The organism is Streptomyces sp. NPDC045967 (genome assembly GCF_056430495.1).
This window is the reverse complement of the sequence record NZ_JBWKLE010000003.1, coordinates 100,145-117,392: the sequence shown is the minus strand read 5'-3', so window position 1 is coordinate 117,392 and position 17,248 is coordinate 100,145. Positions and strand designations below refer to the sequence as shown.

19 protein-coding genes are annotated in these 17,248 nt (G+C 73.3%); 7 read left to right on the top strand and 12 right to left on the bottom strand.

The window, feature by feature from the left end:
• Nucleotides 1-14 precede the first annotated feature (14 nt).
• Both AC07FY_RS07480 and AC07FY_RS07475 read right to left on the bottom strand, forming a co-directional pair.
• Complete coding sequence (locus AC07FY_RS07480; RefSeq protein ID WP_479001920.1) at nt 15-1,139, bottom strand: glutamate--cysteine ligase; 1,125 nt, start codon at nt 1,137-1,139, stop codon at nt 15-17.
• A 152-nt stretch (nt 1,140-1,291) separates the two neighbouring features.
• Complete coding sequence (locus tag AC07FY_RS07475; protein WP_479001917.1) at nt 1,292-2,062, bottom strand: hypothetical protein; 771 nt, start codon at nt 2,060-2,062, stop codon at nt 1,292-1,294.
• Nucleotides 2,063-2,266: 204 nt separating this feature from the next.
• Here AC07FY_RS07475 and AC07FY_RS07470 point away from each other — a divergent pair, with 204 nt between their 5' ends.
• The 3 genes from AC07FY_RS07470 to AC07FY_RS07460 are packed head-to-tail and all read left to right on the top strand — an operon-like array spanning nt 2,267 to nt 5,426.
• On the top strand, nt 2,267-3,538 hold the full coding sequence (locus tag AC07FY_RS07470; protein ID WP_479001914.1) for a magnesium transporter MgtE N-terminal domain-containing protein: 1,272 nt from the start codon (nt 2,267-2,269) through the stop codon (nt 3,536-3,538).
• Nucleotides 3,528-4,223 carry a DUF1003 domain-containing protein gene (locus AC07FY_RS07465; protein ID WP_479001911.1) on the top strand — a complete coding sequence of 232 codons (696 nt, stop codon included), beginning with the start codon at nt 3,528-3,530 and terminating at the stop codon, nt 4,221-4,223. Before AC07FY_RS07470 ends, AC07FY_RS07465 begins: the two co-directional genes overlap by 11 nt.
• 42 nt (nt 4,224-4,265) lie before the next feature.
• Nucleotides 4,266-5,426 carry an Mrp/NBP35 family ATP-binding protein gene (locus tag AC07FY_RS07460; RefSeq protein ID WP_479001908.1) on the top strand — a complete coding sequence of 387 codons (1,161 nt, stop codon included), beginning with the start codon at nt 4,266-4,268 and terminating at the stop codon, nt 5,424-5,426.
• A 95-nt stretch (nt 5,427-5,521) separates the two neighbouring features.
• Here AC07FY_RS07460 and AC07FY_RS07455 read toward each other — a convergent pair whose 3' ends face one another.
• The 5 genes from AC07FY_RS07455 to sigE form a co-directional block, all read right to left on the bottom strand.
• Nucleotides 5,522-6,223: a hypothetical protein gene (locus tag AC07FY_RS07455; protein WP_479001906.1), complete on the bottom strand. Its 702-nt coding sequence runs from the start codon at nt 6,221-6,223 to the stop codon at nt 5,522-5,524.
• 115 nt (nt 6,224-6,338) lie between these two features.
• On the bottom strand, nt 6,339-6,785 hold the full coding sequence (locus AC07FY_RS07450; RefSeq protein WP_479001903.1) for a sec-independent translocase: 447 nt from the start codon (nt 6,783-6,785) through the stop codon (nt 6,339-6,341).
• A gap of 118 nt (nt 6,786-6,903) precedes the next feature.
• Complete coding sequence (locus AC07FY_RS07445) at nt 6,904-8,205, bottom strand: S1C family serine protease (protein ID WP_479001900.1); 1,302 nt, start codon at nt 8,203-8,205, stop codon at nt 6,904-6,906.
• Nucleotides 8,206-8,280: 75 nt separating this feature from the next.
• Nucleotides 8,281-8,973 (bottom strand): zf-HC2 domain-containing protein, encoded by a 693-nt coding sequence (locus tag AC07FY_RS07440; RefSeq protein ID WP_479001897.1) that lies wholly within the window; start codon nt 8,971-8,973, stop codon nt 8,281-8,283.
• Entirely contained in the window at nt 8,970-9,749 is a 780-nt protein-coding gene (gene sigE, locus AC07FY_RS07435) for an RNA polymerase sigma factor SigE (RefSeq protein WP_479001894.1), read from the bottom strand. Before sigE ends, AC07FY_RS07440 begins: the two co-directional genes overlap by 4 nt.
• 177 nt (nt 9,750-9,926) lie before the next feature.
• On the opposite strand from sigE, the gene AC07FY_RS07430 reads away from it, so the two are divergent.
• Complete coding sequence (locus AC07FY_RS07430; protein ID WP_479001891.1) at nt 9,927-10,589, top strand: O-methyltransferase; 663 nt, start codon at nt 9,927-9,929, stop codon at nt 10,587-10,589.
• A 178-nt stretch (nt 10,590-10,767) separates the two neighbouring features.
• Here the strand turns inward: AC07FY_RS07430 and AC07FY_RS07425 are convergent, their stop codons facing one another.
• Entirely contained in the window at nt 10,768-10,935 is a 168-nt protein-coding gene (locus AC07FY_RS07425) for a DUF3117 domain-containing protein (RefSeq protein ID WP_003966491.1), read from the bottom strand.
• Nucleotides 10,936-11,267: 332 nt separating this feature from the next.
• Here AC07FY_RS07425 and chcB point away from each other — a divergent pair, with 332 nt between their 5' ends.
• A complete protein-coding gene (gene chcB / locus AC07FY_RS07420) occupies nt 11,268-12,071 on the top strand; it encodes a 2-cyclohexenylcarbonyl CoA isomerase (RefSeq protein WP_479001888.1) in 804 nt (267 codons plus the stop codon).
• Nucleotides 12,072-12,087: 16 nt separating this feature from the next.
• On the opposite strand, the gene AC07FY_RS07415 is transcribed toward chcB, so the two are convergent.
• The gene (locus AC07FY_RS07415; RefSeq protein ID WP_479001885.1) at nt 12,088-12,669 is read right to left on the bottom strand and encodes a DNA-3-methyladenine glycosylase I; all 582 of its coding nucleotides are present in this window, start codon (nt 12,667-12,669) and stop codon (nt 12,088-12,090) included.
• Nucleotides 12,666-13,055, bottom strand: a complete 390-nt coding sequence (locus AC07FY_RS07410) for a DivIVA domain-containing protein (RefSeq protein WP_479001883.1) — start codon at nt 13,053-13,055, stop codon at nt 12,666-12,668. The genes AC07FY_RS07415 and AC07FY_RS07410 overlap by 4 nt, the downstream gene beginning before the upstream one ends.
• A gap of 76 nt (nt 13,056-13,131) precedes the next feature.
• Between AC07FY_RS07410 and folP the strand changes: the two genes are divergently transcribed.
• The gene (folP, locus tag AC07FY_RS07405; protein WP_479001880.1) at nt 13,132-13,992 is read left to right on the top strand and encodes a dihydropteroate synthase; all 861 of its coding nucleotides are present in this window, start codon (nt 13,132-13,134) and stop codon (nt 13,990-13,992) included.
• Between the two features lie 213 nt (nt 13,993-14,205).
• On the opposite strand, the gene AC07FY_RS07400 is transcribed toward folP, so the two are convergent.
• Entirely contained in the window at nt 14,206-14,973 is a 768-nt protein-coding gene (locus tag AC07FY_RS07400; protein WP_479001877.1) for an LOG family protein, read from the bottom strand.
• A 64-nt stretch (nt 14,974-15,037) separates the two neighbouring features.
• Complete coding sequence (gene dapE / locus AC07FY_RS07395) at nt 15,038-16,117, bottom strand: succinyl-diaminopimelate desuccinylase (protein ID WP_479001875.1); 1,080 nt, start codon at nt 16,115-16,117, stop codon at nt 15,038-15,040.
• 49 nt (nt 16,118-16,166) lie between these two features.
• On the opposite strand from dapE, the gene AC07FY_RS07390 reads away from it, so the two are divergent.
• Entirely contained in the window at nt 16,167-17,162 is a 996-nt protein-coding gene (locus AC07FY_RS07390) for a hypothetical protein (protein WP_479001872.1), read from the top strand.
• The last annotated feature ends 86 nt before the right edge of the window (nt 17,163-17,248 follow it).

Here is a 17,248-nt window from a genome sequence, read left to right as displayed (position 1 = left end):
CCGCCCGGCGCGGGTCACCCCTGCGTGGTCCGCCGTGCACAGTGCCGGACGACCGAGGCCAGGTCCCCCTCCGAGCCGAGCAGGGCCCGCTGGACGCGCGCTCCGTTGCCGCGCTCCAGGAGGCCCGCGATGCCGGCCCGTACGAACTCCTCGTCACCGGCGTCGGCCAGCGCGTCGCCGACGTGCCGGTACAGCGCCTCGACGGCGGTCGCGGGCGCGGTCTCCCGCATGGTCTCGGGATGCAGCAGCGGGCCGTCGAGGCCCGAGCGGCCGGCCTGCCAGGAGGCGAGCCGGAGCAGTCCCGTACTCACCCGCGGCGCGGGCTCGCCGGCTTTCCAGGACCTCGCCGCGGTCTCCACCAGACCCCGTACGAGAGCGGCCAGCAGGACCGGCGTGGACGCGTCGAGGCAGACGTCCGCCACCCTGACCTCCACCGTGGGGTAGGAGGCGGAGAGCCGTGCGTCGAACCAGATCATGCCCTTGTCGCGCAGCACACCGGAGTCCACCATGGCCTTCACCTCGGCGTGGTAGCGGTCCGCGGAACCGAAGACGTCCACGGGGCCGGCGGCGGGCAGCCTGTTCCACACCCGGCTGCGGTAGCTCCCGTAGCGGGTGTCCTCGCCCTGCCAGAAGGGGGAGTTCGCGCTCATCGCCGTCAGTACGGCGAGCCAGGGGCGGATGCGGTCCAGTACGGCGACGCCCTCCTCGTCCGACTCCACCGACACGTGGACGTGGCAGCCGCAGGTCAGCTGCTCCTGGGCGGTCATGCCGAACTGCCGCGACACCCAGTCGTAGCGGTGGCCCGGGGAGAGGGACGGCCGGACGGCCAGCGGGGAGGTGCCGAGCGCCGCCACGACCGCGCCGGCCGTCGCCGCGTGCTTGGCGGCCTCCGCGCGCCACCGGACGATCTCCTCGTGGAGCTCGCCCATCTCCGTCACCGGCTTCGTGGCGAACTCCACCTGCTCTTCCTGGAGCTCCGCCTCGAAGGTGTGGCTCGGCTCCTTCCCCTCTTCCGCGGCCCGGTCCGGGCCGGCTCCGGCCCGGTCGGCCGCGGCGAGAACGGCTCCCGCCACGGCTCGCGGCTCCCCGGTCTCCGCGTCCGCCAGCAGCAGTTCTTCCTCCACGCCCACGCTTCGCATGCAGCAGCCCATCGCCTCGTCGTGCTGTTCACCGATCGGTCAACGCCTGCCCCTGCCCACCGCCGGTATGCGGAAGCCGGCTCGCCGGACCGGGGTCTCCAGCAGACCAGGCGGGAGCGCCGCCGCCGACGAGGCGCGACGGGCGGGCCGGGCTACGGCTTGGCGGGGTTCGAGCCCTGCCCGGCGCCCTTGCTCTCGCTGTCCTTGGTCGTCGGCAGCTGGGAGCCGTAGTCCACGGTCTGGTCCTGGGCGGGCGGATCGAGTGGGAAGGTCTGGCCCCACTCCGCCAGTTCGACCCGGCCGGCGCCCCCGGCGCGCTCCAGGAGCAGCGGGTACGGGGTGCCCTCCAGGGAGACGGTGAGCTTGCCGCCCTTGCCCGCGTCGGCGGTGACCTGGACCGCGCGGGTGTGCCCGACCTTCGTGTAGGAGCCCTTGGCGAGCTTGCCCTCCAGGCCCAGCAGGCCGTCCAGCAGGACGTCCATGTCGGTGAACCCGCGGAACTGCTTGTAGGACGGGTCGCCCTCGGGGACCTTCACGTACTTGTCGCCGAGCTTCCCGGCCGAGTCGGACTGGCCCCAGAACGCCGCGCTCGCCTTCAGGTAGAGCTGCTCCCCCACGCGCAGCAGCTGGAAGGTGTCGTCCGCGGACTTCACCTCGCCGGAGCCGCCGTCGGACTTCAGCCGCATGTCGAGGGTGAAGGACTTGCCGCCGGTCACGAGCGTGCCGGACAGGTGGACGGAGTCGGCCTCGGTGGCCGCCGCCTTCGCCTTCGCCTCGATCTTGTCGGCGGACAGCTTGCCGACCCCGTTGGTCCCCTCGTCGGGGTCCTCCCCGCAGCCCGTACCGGTGACGGCGAGGCCCGCGCACAACGCACCGATGAGGGCGGCCCGGCGCAGCCGCGCGGCAGGGAAGTAGGCGGTCACGTGCGCGTGCCTCTCGTCGTCTTCGGCCGGGGGCACCCCAGCCCAGCGGTGGCGGGGGCAGCAGCAGGCAGCGTACCCGGCCGTGGCCGGGCCGCCGCCACCCCCCGGGACCCGTGCGGACCGCCCCACCAGGACGGTGTCGCGGGGCACGGGCTAGCCTGAGGGGCGGCACGACTGTCGGTTCACGTTCTAGGAGGCGCTCGGATGGCTGCAGGCGCCCCGCGGATCTTCGTTTCGCATCTGTCGGGTGTGCCCGTCTTCGACCCCAACGGCGACCAGGTCGGCCGCGTCCGCGACCTCGTCGCGATGCTGCGCGTCGGCGGCCGCCCGCCGCGGTTGCTGGGCCTGGTGGTCGAGGTGGTCAGCCGGCGCCGGATCTTCCTGCCGATGACCCGGGTCACGGGCGTGGAGTCCGGTCAGGTCATCACCACCGGCGTGGTCAACATGCGGCGCTTCGAGCAGCGGCCCACCGAGCGGCTGGTCCTCGGCGAGCTGCTGGACCGGCGGGTCCGGCTGACCGCCACCGGCGAGGAGGCCACCGTCCTGGACGTGGCCATCCAGCAGCTGCCGGCCCGCCGGGACTGGGAGATCGACAAGATCTTCGTACGGAAGGGCAAGGCCGGGGCGCTGCGCCGGCGCGGCGAGACGCTGACGGTGGAGTGGTCGGCGGTGACCGGCTTCTCCCTGGAGGAGGAGGGTCAGGGCGCCGAGAACCTGGTCGCCACCTTCGAGCAGATGCGCCCGGCGGACGTGGCGAACGTCCTGCACCACCTGTCGCCGAAGCGGCGCGCCGAGGTGGCGAGCGCCCTCGACGACGACCGGCTCGCGGACGTCATGGAGGAGCTGCCCGAGGACGAGCAGGTGGAGATCCTCGGCAAGCTGAAGGAGGAGCGGGCCGCCGACGTACTGGAGGCGATGGACCCCGACGACGCGGCCGACCTGCTCTCCGAGCTGCCGGAGGACGACAAGGAGCGGCTGCTGACGCTGATGCGGCCCGACGACGCGGCCGACGTGCGGCGCCTGATGTCCTACGAGGAGAACACCGCGGGCGGCCTGATGACCACCGAGCCGATCGTGCTGCGGCCGGACGCCACCGTCGCGGACGCGCTGGCCCGCGTGCGGCAGGCGGACCTGTCGCCGGCGCTGGCCGCGCAGGTGTACGTGTGCCGGCCGCCGGACGAGACGCCGACCGGCAAGTACCTGGGCACCGTGCACTTCCAGCGGCTGCTGCGCGACCCGCCGTTCACGCTCGTCAGCTCCATCGTGGACACGGACCTGCCGCCGCTGCGGCCGGACTCCTCGCTCCCGGTGGTGACCAGCTACCTGGCCGCCTACAACATGGTGGCGGTGCCCGTCGTCGACGAGAGCGGCTCGCTGCTGGGCGCGGTGACCGTGGACGACGTACTGGACCACCTGCTCCCGGACGACTGGCGGGAGACGGACTTCCACTCCGAGGAGGTCTCCGATGGCCGCTGAGCGGCGGCGGGACCCGGAGCGCGACCAGCGCCGGGAACAGAGCCGCGTGCGGCGCGAGCTGGCCCGCGAGCACAGCCGCGAGACCGCGCGCGAGCACGGGCTGTCGGGGCGTGAGGAAGAGGTCGCCGAGCGGCTGCGGGCCCGGTCGGCCGCCTCCGCCACCGGGTCGAGCGCGCTGACGCGGTCGGGGCGGGCGCGGCTGGACCAGCCGCGGGCCGACCGGCGGCGGCTGCTCCCGGTGTACGACCCGGAGGCGTTCGGGCGGCTGTCGGAGCGGGTGGCGCGGTTCCTCGGCACCGGCCGGTTCATCGTCTGGATGACGGTCGTCATCATCGTCTGGGTGCTGTGGAACATCTTCGCGCCGCCGGACCTGCGCTGGGACGAGTACCCGTTCATCTTCCTGACGCTGATGCTGTCGCTCCAGGCCTCCTACGCGGCCCCGCTGATCCTGCTCGCGCAGAACCGGCAGGACGACCGGGACCGGGTCAACCTGGAGCAGGACCGCAAGCAGAACGAGCGGTCCATCGCCGACACGGAGTACCTGACGCGCGAGATCGCGGCGCTGCGGATGGGCCTGGGCGAGGTGGCGACGCGCGACTGGATCAGATCGGAGTTCCAGGACCTGATCAAGGAGATCGACGAGCGGCGGCTGTTCCCCGCGGAACGTGACGAAGGCGACCGCTGACGGGCTTTCCCGAGCCGTGCTACCGAGCCGTACCATCGGGGCATGGCTACCGACACAAGCTCCGCCGCCCTGCCCGAGCAGGACGCGATCCTGGACGCGCTGGCGACGGTGAACGACCCCGAGATCCACCGGCCGATCACCGAGCTCGGCATGGTGAAATCGGTGGAGATCGGCGACGGCGGCGCGGTCGCCGTCACGGTCTACCTGACGGTGTCGGGCTGCCCCATGCGCGAGACCATCACCAAGAACGTCACCGAGGCCGTCGAGCGGGTCGCGGGCGTCACCTCGGTCGCGGTCTCGCTGGACGTGATGAGCGACGAGCAGCGCAAGGAGCTGGCCGCCACGCTGCGCGGCGGCACCGCCGAGCGCGAGGTCCCCTTCGCCAAGCCCGGCTCGCTGACCCGGGTGTACGCGGTCGCCTCCGGCAAGGGCGGCGTGGGCAAGTCCTCGGTCACCGTCAACCTGGCCGCGGCGATGGCCGCGGACGGCCTGAAGGTCGGCGTGGTCGACGCGGACATCTACGGCCACAGCGTGCCGCGGATGCTGGGCGTGGAGGGCCGTCCCACCCAGGTCGAGAACATGATCATGCCGCCGTCGGCGAACGGCGTGAAGGTCATCTCCATCGGCATGTTCACCCCGGGCAACGCGCCCGTGGTGTGGCGCGGTCCGATGCTGCACCGCGCGCTCCAGCAGTTCCTGGCGGACGTGTTCTGGGGCGACCTGGACGTGCTGCTGCTGGACCTGCCGCCGGGCACCGGTGACATCGCGATCTCCGTGGCGCAGCTGGTGCCGAACGCGGAGATCCTGGTCGTCACCACCCCGCAGCAGGCCGCGGCCGAGGTGGCGGAGCGGGCCGGCTCGATCGCCGTGCAGACCCACCAGAAGATCGTCGGCGTCGTCGAGAACATGTCGGGCCTGCCGTGCCCGCACTGCGACGAGATGGTGGACGTCTTCGGCTCCGGCGGTGGCCAGAAGGTCGCCGACGGCCTCACCAAGACGGTCGGCGCGACCGTCCCGGTGCTCGGCTCCATCCCGATCGACGTGCGCCTGCGCGAGGGCGGCGACGACGGCAAGCCGGTCGTCCTGGCCGCCCCGGACTCCCCGGCCGGTGCGGCGCTGCGCGCCATCGCGGGCAAGCTGGGGGGCCGCTCCCGCGGCCTGTCCGGCATGTCGCTGGGCATCACCCCCCGCAACAAGTTCTGACCCGCGGGTCCGCGGCCCCCTCGGCCCCGCGGACGCGCCGCGACGACGTGAAGGGCACCGCCGGCCGGCGGTGCCCTTCGCCGTACGCCGGACGCCTACTCGTAGGTGCCGAGGTCCGCGATCGCCGAGAACCCCAGCCCGTAGGCACTCATCCCGCGCCCGTAGGCACCCAGGTGCACCCCGCTGCCGGTGGAACCGGCGAGTACCCATCCGAACTCGGACTCGCGGTAGTGGAACGGCGTCGGCTCCCCGTCCACGGGCAGCGACAGCGTGGACCAGTCCTCGCCGTCGAGGTCGTCCGCGAGCTCCCAGGCGGCCTCGGTCTGCTGGTCGAGCCAGTCGCTGCGCAGGGTGTGGTCCATCTGGCCGGGCCAGCTGTAGGCCAGCAGGCCGGAGCCCGCCAGCCAGGCGGCGGTGGAGACCGAGGTGGCCTCCAGGGTGCCGGTGCCGTCGCCGCTGCGGCGCATCGGGTTGCTGGCGACGGTGACCACCACCGCGAAGCGCTCCTTCTCGCCGGTGGCGATCTCTCCGCGCGCGGACGGCTCGTCGCCGTGGCCGGTGGACCCGTGCTCGACGGTGCCGTCGGCGGCCGTGCCCACCTGCATCAGCCAGCGGGGCCCGGTGAAGGCCTCGTCCAGCCCGTACCAGGGGAAGTCCGCCGCGAGGAAGCCCTCGGCGGTCCGGCGGGCCGCGGGGACGGGTGCGGCGCCCTCCGGCGGATGCTCGGTGGTCTGCGGTTCCTGAGCGGGTGCGGCGGCGGTCTGCGCGCCCACCCTGCTGCTGCTCGTCGTCTCCATCTGACCGGCCTCTCGTTCCGTGGGGCCCGGAACGGCCAGCCCCCCTCGGGCGTCCTGGGTCCGGACAACAGATGGAGGATAGCCATCCGACCACGGATCACCGGGCAGGCTGAGCTCAGGTGGCGTCGGCGTCGAAGCGCGCGCGCTGGTCCGCGGCCGGAGCGTCGGGCTTCTTCAGCAGGTCCGCGGGGGCGGCGGCCGGCGTGGCGGACGGGCCGGCGGCGGGCGCCGCGGAATCCGTCTCCCTGCTGTTCACCGCGTCGGTGACCTCGTTCAGCTCCTTGCGGAGGTCGAAGCTCGTGCGGATCTCCTTGAGGTCCTCGTTCTCGGTCAGCTGCTTGCGGATGAAGGTCTTCGGGTTCAGGTCCTCGAACTCGAAGTCCTTGAACTCCGGGCCGAGTTCGGACCTGATGTCCTGCTTGGCGCTGTCGGAGAACGCGCGGATCTTCCGGATGACGCCGCTGACGTCCTGGATGACCTTCGGCAGCTTTTCCGGGCCGAAGACGAGGATGGCGAGTACCACGATCGTGACGAGTTCGAGTGCGCCTATGTCGTTGAACACTGTGCCGCTCCTCGGCTCTCTGTCACTGCGGGCCCCCGCACACGGTACCCGGCTCTCCCGCCGGGCCCCTACCTGCATACCGGCCCGTTACCGGTTTCGCCCGGACGTCATCCACCGCTCATGAGCCGTTCGCCGACCCGAGGACCAGTTCCAGCGTGCGCTCCCGGCCGTCACGCAGCACGGTGAGGGTCAGCGGGTCGCCCGGCCGGTGCGCCCGGATCTTGATGATCAGCTCGTCGCCGCCGCGTACGAGCTGGCCGTTCACCCGGGTGATCACATCGCCGGGCTTGATCCCGGCGCGGGCGGCCGGGCCGCCCGCGACCACGGCCGGCTTGCCGTCCTCGCCCTTGTCCCCGACCCGGGCCCCGGCGCCCGCGTACTCCATGTCGAGGGTGACACCGATGACGGGGTGCGTGGCGCGGCCGGTGCGGATGAGCTCCTCCGCGACGCGCTTGCCCTGGTTGATCGGGATGGCGAAGCCCAGTCCGATGGAGCCGCCCTGGCGGGTGGGGTCGTCCTTGTCGGCGCCGCGGATGGCGCTGTTGATGCCGACCACGTGGGCCTTGGCGTCCAGGAGGGGGCCGCCGGAGTTCCCGGGGTTGATGGGGGCGTCGGTCTGGAGCGCGTCGACGTAGCTGATGTCGCTGCCGTCGCCCTTGTCGCGGCCGGCGGTGACCGGCCTGCCGGTGGCGCTGATGATGCCCGCGGTGACGGTGTTGGACAGGTCGAAGGGGGCGCCGATCGCCACGACCGGATCGCCGACCCGGACGTTCTCGGAGTTGCCCAGGGTCAGCGGCTTCAGGCCGCGCACGCCGCTGACCTTGACCACGGCCAGGTCGTAGCCCGAGTCGCGGCCGACCAGCTCGGCGGTGACGCTCTCACCGCTGCTGAAGGTGACCGTCATCTCCTTGGCGCCGGCGACGACGTGGTGGTTGGTCAGGATGTGGCCCTGCCCGTCGAGGACGAAGCCGGTACCGGTGCCGCCGCCGGCCGTGCCCCGCACGTGGAGGGTGACCACGCCGGGCAGGGCGGTGGCGGCGATGCCCGCGACGCTGTCCGGGGCTCGGCCCTCGCCGGCCGCGACGGCGGCCTGGGGCAGCTCGAGGCGGGTGCTGCTCTGGCGCTCCGCGAGGACGCCGAGGTAGCCGCCGGTCCCGCCGGCGAGCAGGGCCGTCCCGGCGGCGAGGGCGGCCACCTGCCACAGCCGGAAGCCGCGCCCCGCCCGGCCCCGGTCCACGACCTGCAGGGGCTGCTCGCCCCACGGGTCGTAGCGCACCTGGCGGACCGGCGCCGGGGCCTGCGCTTGCGCACCGCCCCCCGGCCGCGGGGCCGGGACCCCTTCGGGGCGGGCGCCCGCCGGTGTGCCTTCGGGCCGGCTCCACCACTGTGGAGCCGGGTCGGTCTGCCGGCTGTCTGCCATCGGCGCTCCCCGCGTGCTCGTGCGCATGTGCCGCCGATTCAACCAGGTACCGGGCGGGTCGCGGGCAGGTCCCGGTCAGCGCAGCAGGGAGACCGGGCGGGCCGAGTGCGGCGGGGACGGGTGGAGCGGCGGCAGCGGGGGCGGGGTGGTCGACACGAGCGTCGGCACCGCGGCCGGGGTGGGCATGCGACCGCGGACGAAGGCGTCGGCCACCGTCGCGTCGTTCACCGTCACCCCGTTCGCCGTCGTCCCGTTGGCGGACATGGCGGGGCCGGGCCGGGAGGCGGGCGCGGGGGACTCGCCCCGCAGGCCGGGCTCCAGCGTCTCCAGCGGCATCGCCCCGCCCAGCGCGAGCGCGGCGAGGGACACCGCTCCGGCGGCGGCGAAGGCGAACCGGCGGCGCGGGCGGCCCACCTCGTGGATCGGGAAGCCCTCCCGCTGCGGCCGGGGGGCCGGGGGCAGCGCGTAGGCGAAGGTGGCGAGCGGATCCGCGCCGGGCGGGCTCCCGGGGCCGGGCGGGCCGTCGAAGCCGCCGCCCGGCAGCCCCTGCAGGCGGGCCAGCAGCCCGGCGGACAGCGGCGGCGGCGCGCTCTCCACGAACATGCTCTTCAGGCGGCGCTGGGCATCGGCCTCGGCCTTGCACTTGGCGCAGGTGGCCAGGTGGGCGAGGACGCGCTCGCGCGCGTCGTGGTTCAGCTCGCCGTCCACCAGGGCGGCGAGCCGGTCGCCCAGGTGCTGTTCGGCGGCGGACGGACTGACGCCGCTCACTCGGTTCCGCCCTCTCCCCCGGCGCCCGGCGCGCCCACGGCCGCACCGGCCAGCGCGCGCTGCTCGGCGCGGGCCTGCGGGGACCGGTGCTTGAGCGCCTTGCGCAGGTGCGATCGGCCGCGGTGGATGCGGCTGCGCACGGTGCCGAGCTTCACGCCGAGCGTGGCGGCGATCTCCTCGTACGACAAGCCCTCGATGTCGCACAGCACCACGGCCGCGCGGAACTCGGGCGCGAGGGTGTCCAGCGCCTGCTGGACGTCGGCGTCGAAGTGCGTGTCGTGCAGGACCTGCTGCGGGGACGGTTCGCGGCTGGGCAGCCGCTCGGCGGCGTCGTCGGCGAGCGCGTCGAAGCGGATGCGCTGCTTGCGGCGGACCATGTCCAGGAACAGGTTGGTGGTGATGCGGTGCAGCCAGCCCTCGAAGGTGCCGGGCGTGTACGTGGACAGCGAGCGGAAGACGCGGACGAAGACCTCCTGCGTCAGGTCCTCGGCGTCGTGCTGGTTGCCCGTCAGACGGTAGGCGAGACGGTAGACCCGCGCACTGTGCGTGCTGACGATCTCCTCCCAGGAAGGAGGGGTCCACGCCTGGGAGCCCGCATCGGCGGCGAAGGTCGCGGTGGCCCCGGCGGCTGCGGTGTGGAAGCGGTCAGCGGTGTCGGTCACGGATTTCGGCTCGCCCACCGGCCAGAGGAGACGCCTCAGCGCGCCTCCACGATCCACAGGCGCAGCCGCACCTCCCCTATCGGCTCTGGTGGTGTCCAGCGGAGTCCCTACCATAGCCACCCCCTCCGTCAGCTCCGGATAAGCGTTTTTGCACTAACTTTGCATGGCTCGCGGGCCCCGGAACGGTGCGGACCGGCGATCTGCCCGGCCCCGTCCCTTCTGATCCCGCCCACACCCACTCAACGCCCGGTCCCATCTGCGGGTTCCCGACGTCAACGGATACAGTCACCGTTGCGCCAACTATGGGGACAGGAGAGGGTCATTACCGGCAACCGGCAGACGAGCTGGGCGTTCGCCGACGCGTTTGTCGCCGAGGACGACGCTCTGCGATGGGCCCGCGACCGGTCCAGGGAAGCGGGCCTGCGCTCGGTCTCCCCCGGCACCGGGGCCGCGCTGCGTCTGCTCGCCGCCACCGCGGACGCCAAGGCGGTCGCCGAGATCGGCACCGGGACCGGGGTCTCCGGCATCCACCTGCTCCACGGGATGCGCCCGGACGGGGTGCTGACCACGGTCGACCCCGAAGCCGACCGGCAGGCGTTCGCCCGCCAGGCCTTCCGCGCGGCCGGCTTCGCGGGCAACCGCGCGCGCTTCATCCCCGGCCGGGCGCTGGACGTGCTCCCGCGCCTCGCCGACGGCGGGTACGACCTGGTCTTCTGCGACGGCGATCCCACCGAGTCCCTCGACTACCTCGCCGAATCGTTGCGCCTGCTGCGCCCGGGCGGGCTGGTGTGCTTCGAGGGGGTCTTCTCCGACGGCCGTACGGTCGACTCCTCGGCCCAGCCGGTGGAGGTGCTGCGCGTCCGCGAGCTGCTGCGCAGCGTCCGGGAGAGCCCCGCCCTGGAGGCCGCGCTGCTCCCGGTGGGCGACGGGCTGCTCTGCGCGGTACGGCGCTAGGCCCTGTCGGCGAAGTCCCGCCTGGCCCGCGACGACCGGCACCGCACCTCGCCGGTCGCCGCCCGGAGGCCGCCTGAGCCCGGGGGGCGCACACGGCCCTGGACACACAACACTGCCCCGACCGCTCGTCGCGATCGGGGCAGTGCAGAGAACGCAGAATGCAGATGGTGCCGAAAGGTCAGCCGACGACCTTCTTCAGGGCGTCACCCAGGGCGTCCGCCTCGTCCGGGGTCAGCTCGACGACGAGCCGACCGCCGCCCTCGAGCGGTACGCGCATGACGATGCCCCGCCCCTCCTTGGTGACCTCGAGCGGGCCGTCGCCCGTCCGCGGCTTCATGGCCGCCATGCTCGTTCCCCTTCCTGAAACCAGCTCATCGTCCGCCGACGGCCCCATTCAGGCGCCTAATACCCGGCATCGAACACATTGCTTCCCAGCCATTATCCCGCATGTCAGGACCCGATGACCAACATCGGCCGGGAACGCTTGGGCAACGCGCTCGGCCAAAACCACTCATTTCGGGGATCCGCCTGCGATACTTCGCCCGCGCTGCCGGGGAACCGCGTCGGCTTTCTTTGACGCACATCACATGTGCGCGTGCCGTCCGGTCCGCCATGCTGGCCTCTGCACCGGCCGGTACCGGCCGGTAGCCATCCCGCGACGAAGGGGGACCCCCCGCCATGGCCGACAGCGTGCTCTACGAAGTGAGCGACGGACTCGCGACCATCACGATCAACCGCCCGGACGCGATGAACGCCATGAACACGGAGGCCAAGGTCGCGCTGCGCGACGCGGTCCTCGCGGCGGCCGCGGACGACGCGGTGCGGGCCGTGCTGCTGACCGCGGCCGGCACCCGCGCCTTCTGCGTGGGCCAGGACCTCAAGGAGCACATCGGGAGCCTGGCGGCGGACCGCGAGGACGGCTCCTCCCTCACGATGAGCACGGTCGCCGAGCACTACAACCCGATCGTCCGCGCGCTGACCCGGATGCCGAAGCCGGTGGTGGCCGGGGTCAACGGCGTGGCGGCCGGTGCGGGCTTCGGCTTCGCGCTCGCGGCGGACTTCCGGGTCGTCGCCGAAACGGCGTCCTTCAACACCTCGTTCGCCGGGGTGGCGCTGACCGCCGACTCCGGCGTCTCGTGGACCCTGCCGCGCCTGATCGGCGCCTCCCGCGCCTGCGACCTGCTGCTCTTCCCGCGCTCGGTCAAGGCCCGGGAGGCGTTCGAGCTCGGCATCGCCAACCGCCTGGTGCCGGCCGAGTCCCTGCACGCCGAGGCCGAGGCCGTGGCCCGCGCGCTGGCCTCCGGCCCGACGGTCGCCTACGCGGCCCTGAAGGAGTCCCTGGCCTACGGGGCCTCCCACTCGCTCGAGGAGGCGCTGGAGCGGGAGGACGTCCTCCAGACCCGCGCCGGGGCCTCGCAGGACCACTCCATCGCCGTCCAGGCGTTCCTCGCCAAGCAGCCGCCGGAGTACCTCGGGCGCTGACCGCCTTCGCGACGCCCTACACCTCGCGGGAGACGCAGCCCGCGAGGTGGTCGTTGACCAGGCCGCAGGCCTGCATCAGGGCGTAGGCCGTGGTGGGGCCGACGAAGCGGATGCCGGCCTTCTTCAGGGCCTTGGCCAGGGCCGTGGACTCCGGGGTGACCGCCGGCACGTCGGCGGTGCTGCGCGGGGCCCGGCCCGGCCGCTTCGGGACGTGCGACCAGACCAGCTCGTCCAGCTCCCCGGGCCGCCACCCGGCCAGCACCCGGGCGTTGGCGAGGGTGGCCTCGATCTTGGACCGGTTGCGGATGATCCCCTCGTCGGCCAGCAGCCGCTCGGCGTCGGCCGGCCCGAACTCCGCGACCGCCGCGATCTCGAACTTCGCGAAGGCCCGGCGGAAGCCCTCGCGCCGCCGCAGGATGGTGATCCAGGACAGCCCGGACTGGAAGGCCTCCAGGCTCAGCCGCTCGTACAGGGCGTCGTCCCCGTGGACCGGCCTGCCCCATTCGGTGTCGTGGTAGACGACGTAGTCCTCGGTGGACAGACCCCAGGGGCAGCGCGGGGCACCGTCCGGACCGGGCACCGGCCCGCTTCCGCTCACCGCTCGTCCTTGCCGAGGTCGACCCGGTCCTCGGGGGCCGGGGCGGCCTGGGCGGCCGAGGTGACCGTGCCGGCCGGGGCCGGCGGGGCGGGGGCCGTCGCCGCCGCCGTCAGCTGCGCGATCCGCGCGTCGCGTTCGGCCAGTTCGGCCGCCAGCCGCTCCAGTACGTCGTCCACCTCGGCCATCCGGTAGCCGCGCGGCGCGACCGGCAGCCGCAGGGCGTCGATGTCCGCCCGGACGACGGGCCGGGTCTCCGGCAGCCCGTCGGCCACCCGGTCCGGCTCCGCTTCCGGCAGGACGGCCTCCGAGCCGCCGCCGATCACCGCCAGGGTGACCGCTGCCACGACCACGACCAGCGCGATCATCAAGAAGAAGAACACGATCAACTCCCCTGAGAGACTCCGGCCACCAGGTTAAGGTCGCACGCGAGGCGCATGGGCCGCCGAAGGAGGAAAGAGCAGGATGCTGCGACTGGGCAGGCGCGAGTTCGACACCCACGAGCCGGTGGTCATGGCCATCGTGAACCGGACTCCGGACTCCTTCTACGACCAGGGCGCGACGTTCCGCGACGAGCCGGCGCTCGACCGGGTCGAGCAGGCGGTCGCAGAGGGCGCCGCGATCATCGACATCGGCGGGGTCAAGGCCGGCCCCGGCGAGCACGTGGACGCGGCCGAGGAGGCCCGGCGGACGGTGGGCTTCGTGGCCGAGGTCCGCCGCCGCCACCCGGACGTGGTGATCAGCGTGGACACCTGGCGGCACGAGGTCGGCGAGGCCGTGTGCGAGGCCGGCGCCGATCTCCTCAACGACGCGTGGGGCGGGGTGGACCCCCGGCTGGCCGAGGTCGCGGCGCGCCACGGGGCCGGGCTGGTCTGCACCCACGCGGGCGGGGTCGAACCGCGGACCAGGCCGCACCGGACCTCGTACGAGGACGTCATGGAGGACATCCTGCGCGTCACGGTCGGGCTCGCCGAGCGGGCGGCGTCCCTGGGCGTCCGGCGGGACGCGATCATGATCGACCCCGGCCACGACTTCGGGAAGAACACCCGGCACTCGCTGGAGGCCACGCGCCGGCTGGGCGAGATGACGCGGACGGGCTGGCCGGTGCTGGTCTCGCTGTCCAACAAGGACTTCGTCGGCGAGACCCTCGACAAGCCGGTCAAGGAGCGCCTGCTGGGCACCCTGGCCACCACGGCGGTCTCCGCCTGGCTGGGGGCGCAGGTCTACCGCGTGCACGAGGTCGCCGAGACCCGGCAGATCCTGGAGATGGTCCGCTCGATCCAGGGCCACCGGCCGCCGGCGGTCGCCCGGCGCGGGCTCGCCTGAGCCACCGGCGGGGCCGGACCGCGAGGTCCTGTCGTCGAAGGAGCGCCGGTCGGGCCCGCGGCGTCCGGTGCCGTGCATCGCACGGCGGAGGGGCGCCCGTGTACTGGACGTACTCGGGCGCCCCGACCACGCGGCGAGGTGCGGTGCCGGGCGCCGTGGGCCCGGCGGGACGTTGACGACAGGGCCTGGGGGCCCGGTCCCGCGGTGCCGGTGCTACTTGCCGACTTCCTTCGTCACCAGGGCGATCGCCTCGTCCACGTCGTCCGTGACGTGGAAGAGGTACAGGTCCTTCTCCGAGGCCTTGCCCTGGGCGATGACCGTGCCCTTCAGCCAGTCGATCAGGCCGCTCCAGTACTCCGTGCCGAACAGCACGATCGGGAAGCGGGTGATCTTCTGGGTCTGGACCAGGGTCAGTGCCTCGAAGAGCTCGTCCAGCGTGCCGAGGCCGCCCGGCAGCACCACGAAGCCCTGGCTGTACTTCACGAACATCGTCTTGCGGACGAAGAAGTACCGGAAGTTCAGCCCGAGGTCGACGTGCTGGTTGAGCCCCTGCTCGAAGGGCAGCTCGATGCCGAGGCCCACCGAGATGCCGTCCCCCTCGCGGGCCCCCTTGTTGGCCGCCTCCATCGCGCCCGGCCCACCGCCGGTGATCACCGCGAACCCGGCGTCGACCAGGGCGCGGCCGATCCGCACGCCCGCCTCGTACTCCGGCGTCCCCGCCGGGGTGCGGGCCGATCCGAACACGCTGATCGCGGGCGGCAGCTCGGCGAGCGTGCCGAAGCCCTCGATGAACTCCGACTGGATGCGCAGGACCCGCCAGGGATCGGTGTGCACCCACTCGGAGGGCCCGGCGGAGTCCAGCAGCCGCTGGTCCGTCGTACTGCCCGCCTTGACCTGGCTCCGCCTCCTCAGCACCGGTCCGAGCTGCTGCTCCTCGGGCCGACGACGAGCGTCCCCGTCGGGATTGGCGCGGTTGCCCATGATGTGCTCCCTCCTGCTGATCGTTGGATCAGGGTAGGCGCACAAAGGTGACAGGAAGCGGAATTCAGGAGGTCAGCCAGGCGCGCAGTCGCTCTTCGCAGTGCAGGACCGCCTTCGTCTCCACCCGCTCGTCGACCTTGTGGGCCACCAGCGCGTCGCCGGGCCCGTAGTTGACCGCCGGTACGCCGAGCGCGCTGAAGCGGGACACGTCCGTCCAGCCGAACTTCGGCATGGCGCGGCCGCCGACCGCCTCCATGAAGGCCGCCGCCGCCGGGTGGGAGAGGCCGGGCAGGGCGCCGCCCGAGGAGTCGTCGACCACGAACTCGGCGACGCCGCAGTCCGCGAAGACCTCCCGCACGTGGGCGATCGCCTCGGCCTCGCTGCGGTCGGGGGCGTAGCGGAAGTTGACCGTCACCGTGCACGCGTCGGGGATGACGTTGTTGGCAACGCCGCCCTCGATGCGGACGGCGTTGAGGCCCTCGTGGTACTCCAGGCCGTCGATCACCGGCCTGCGCGGCTCGTAGGCGGCCAGCCGGGCCAGGATCGGGGCCGCGGAGTGGATCGCGTTGGAGCCCATCCAGCTGCGCGCCGAGTGGGCGCGCTCGCCCGCGGTGCACAGCAGCACCCGCAGGGTGCCCTGGCAGCCGCCCTCGACCTCGGCGTTCGAGGGTTCGAGCAGCACCGCGAAGTCGCCGGTGAGCCAGTCGGGGTGCGCCTCTGCGACCTTGCCCAGGCCGTTGAGGTGGGCCGCGACCTCCTCCTGGTCGTAGAAGACGAAGGTGAGGTCCCGGTTCGGCTCGGGGACGGTCGCGGCGATGCGCAGCTGCACGGCGACGCCCGACTTCATGTCGGTCGTGCCGCAGCCCCACAGGACGCCGTCCGCGTCGAGGCGGGAGGGGACGTTGCCGGCGATCGGCACGGTGTCGAGGTGGCCGGCGAGCAGGACGCGCTCGGCGCGGCCGAGGTGGGTGCGGGCGACGACGTTGTTGCCGAGGCGGTCCACGGTGAGGTGCGGCAGGGCCCGCAGCGCACGTTCCACGAGGTCGGCGAGCACCTTCTCGTCGCCGCTCACGGAGGGGATGTCGACGAGCCGGGCGGTCAGCTCGGCGGCGTCCTGGGTGAGGTCCAGCTCGGATTCGGGCATGAACCGACCCTAACGCCCCCACTCGGGCGGCCACCTCGTCGTCCGGCCGATGGACACGTCATATGCCTCAAGTACGGTGGGCCGCGTGTCCGCATCCCGTGATCCACGTCCCCGTCGCCGCAGGCCGCTCCGTGTGGCCACAGGTCTGCTCGTCCTCTTCGCGGTGATCGGCTATTTCGCCGTCCAGCGGTACTCCAACGGCGGCGCCGGCGCACCCTACTGCACGGCCACCGCGGCCGCCGGCGGCGGGCAGAAGTACGAGATGACGCCCGAGCAGGCCGCCAACGCGGCGACGATAGCGGCCGTCGGCATCTCCAAGGGCCTGCCGGACCGGGCGGTGACCATCGCGCTGGCGACGGCCATGCAGGAGTCGGCGCTGCGCAACCTCGACCACGGCGACCGGGACTCGCTGGGGTTGTTCCAGCAGCGGCCCTCGATGGGCTGGGGCACCCCGGAGCAGATCACCGACCCGGTGTACTCGGCCGGCATCTTCTACGACCACCTCGTCGACGTTCCCGGCTACTCGCGGCTGCCGCTGACGGTGGCGGCTCAGAAGGTGCAGCGCAGCGGCTACCCGCAGGCGTACGCCAAGCACGAGACGGACGCGACGGTCCTGACGGCGGCCTTCGGCGAGGGCGGGGTGCTGTCCTGCTCGGGACCGGCCCCGCTGAAGGGCGATCCGGATAAGGTGCGGGCGGAGTTGGTGCGCGCGTTCGGCAAGGACGCGCTGGCGGGCGGCGGGGGTGGTGCGGGCGGCGCCGAGGCCGCGCCGACGCAACCGGGCGCGGGGGCGCAGCCCGAGATCAGTCTGCGGCTGAAGCGCGACGGCGGACCGGCCGAGGAGCGCCGGGGCCGGGCGATGGCCCACTGGGCGGTGGCCCGGTCGCACGAGCTGGGCATCGCCCGGGTCTCGTACCGGGGCAGCGGCTGGGTCGGCGGGAAGGCCCGGGGCCTGTGGCAGGGCAAGGGCGGGCCCGGCGCGTCGGGCGGCGGCGCTCCGCAGGACGCCGCCGCCCCCGAGCTCCGGATCCTCATCGCCCGCTGAGCCGCGCCGGCGGCAGCGCTCCGGGCGCCCGCTCGCGCGTGCGGGGTGTCACTCCTCCGGGGGTGGCCGGAGCGCCGGCCGGAGCG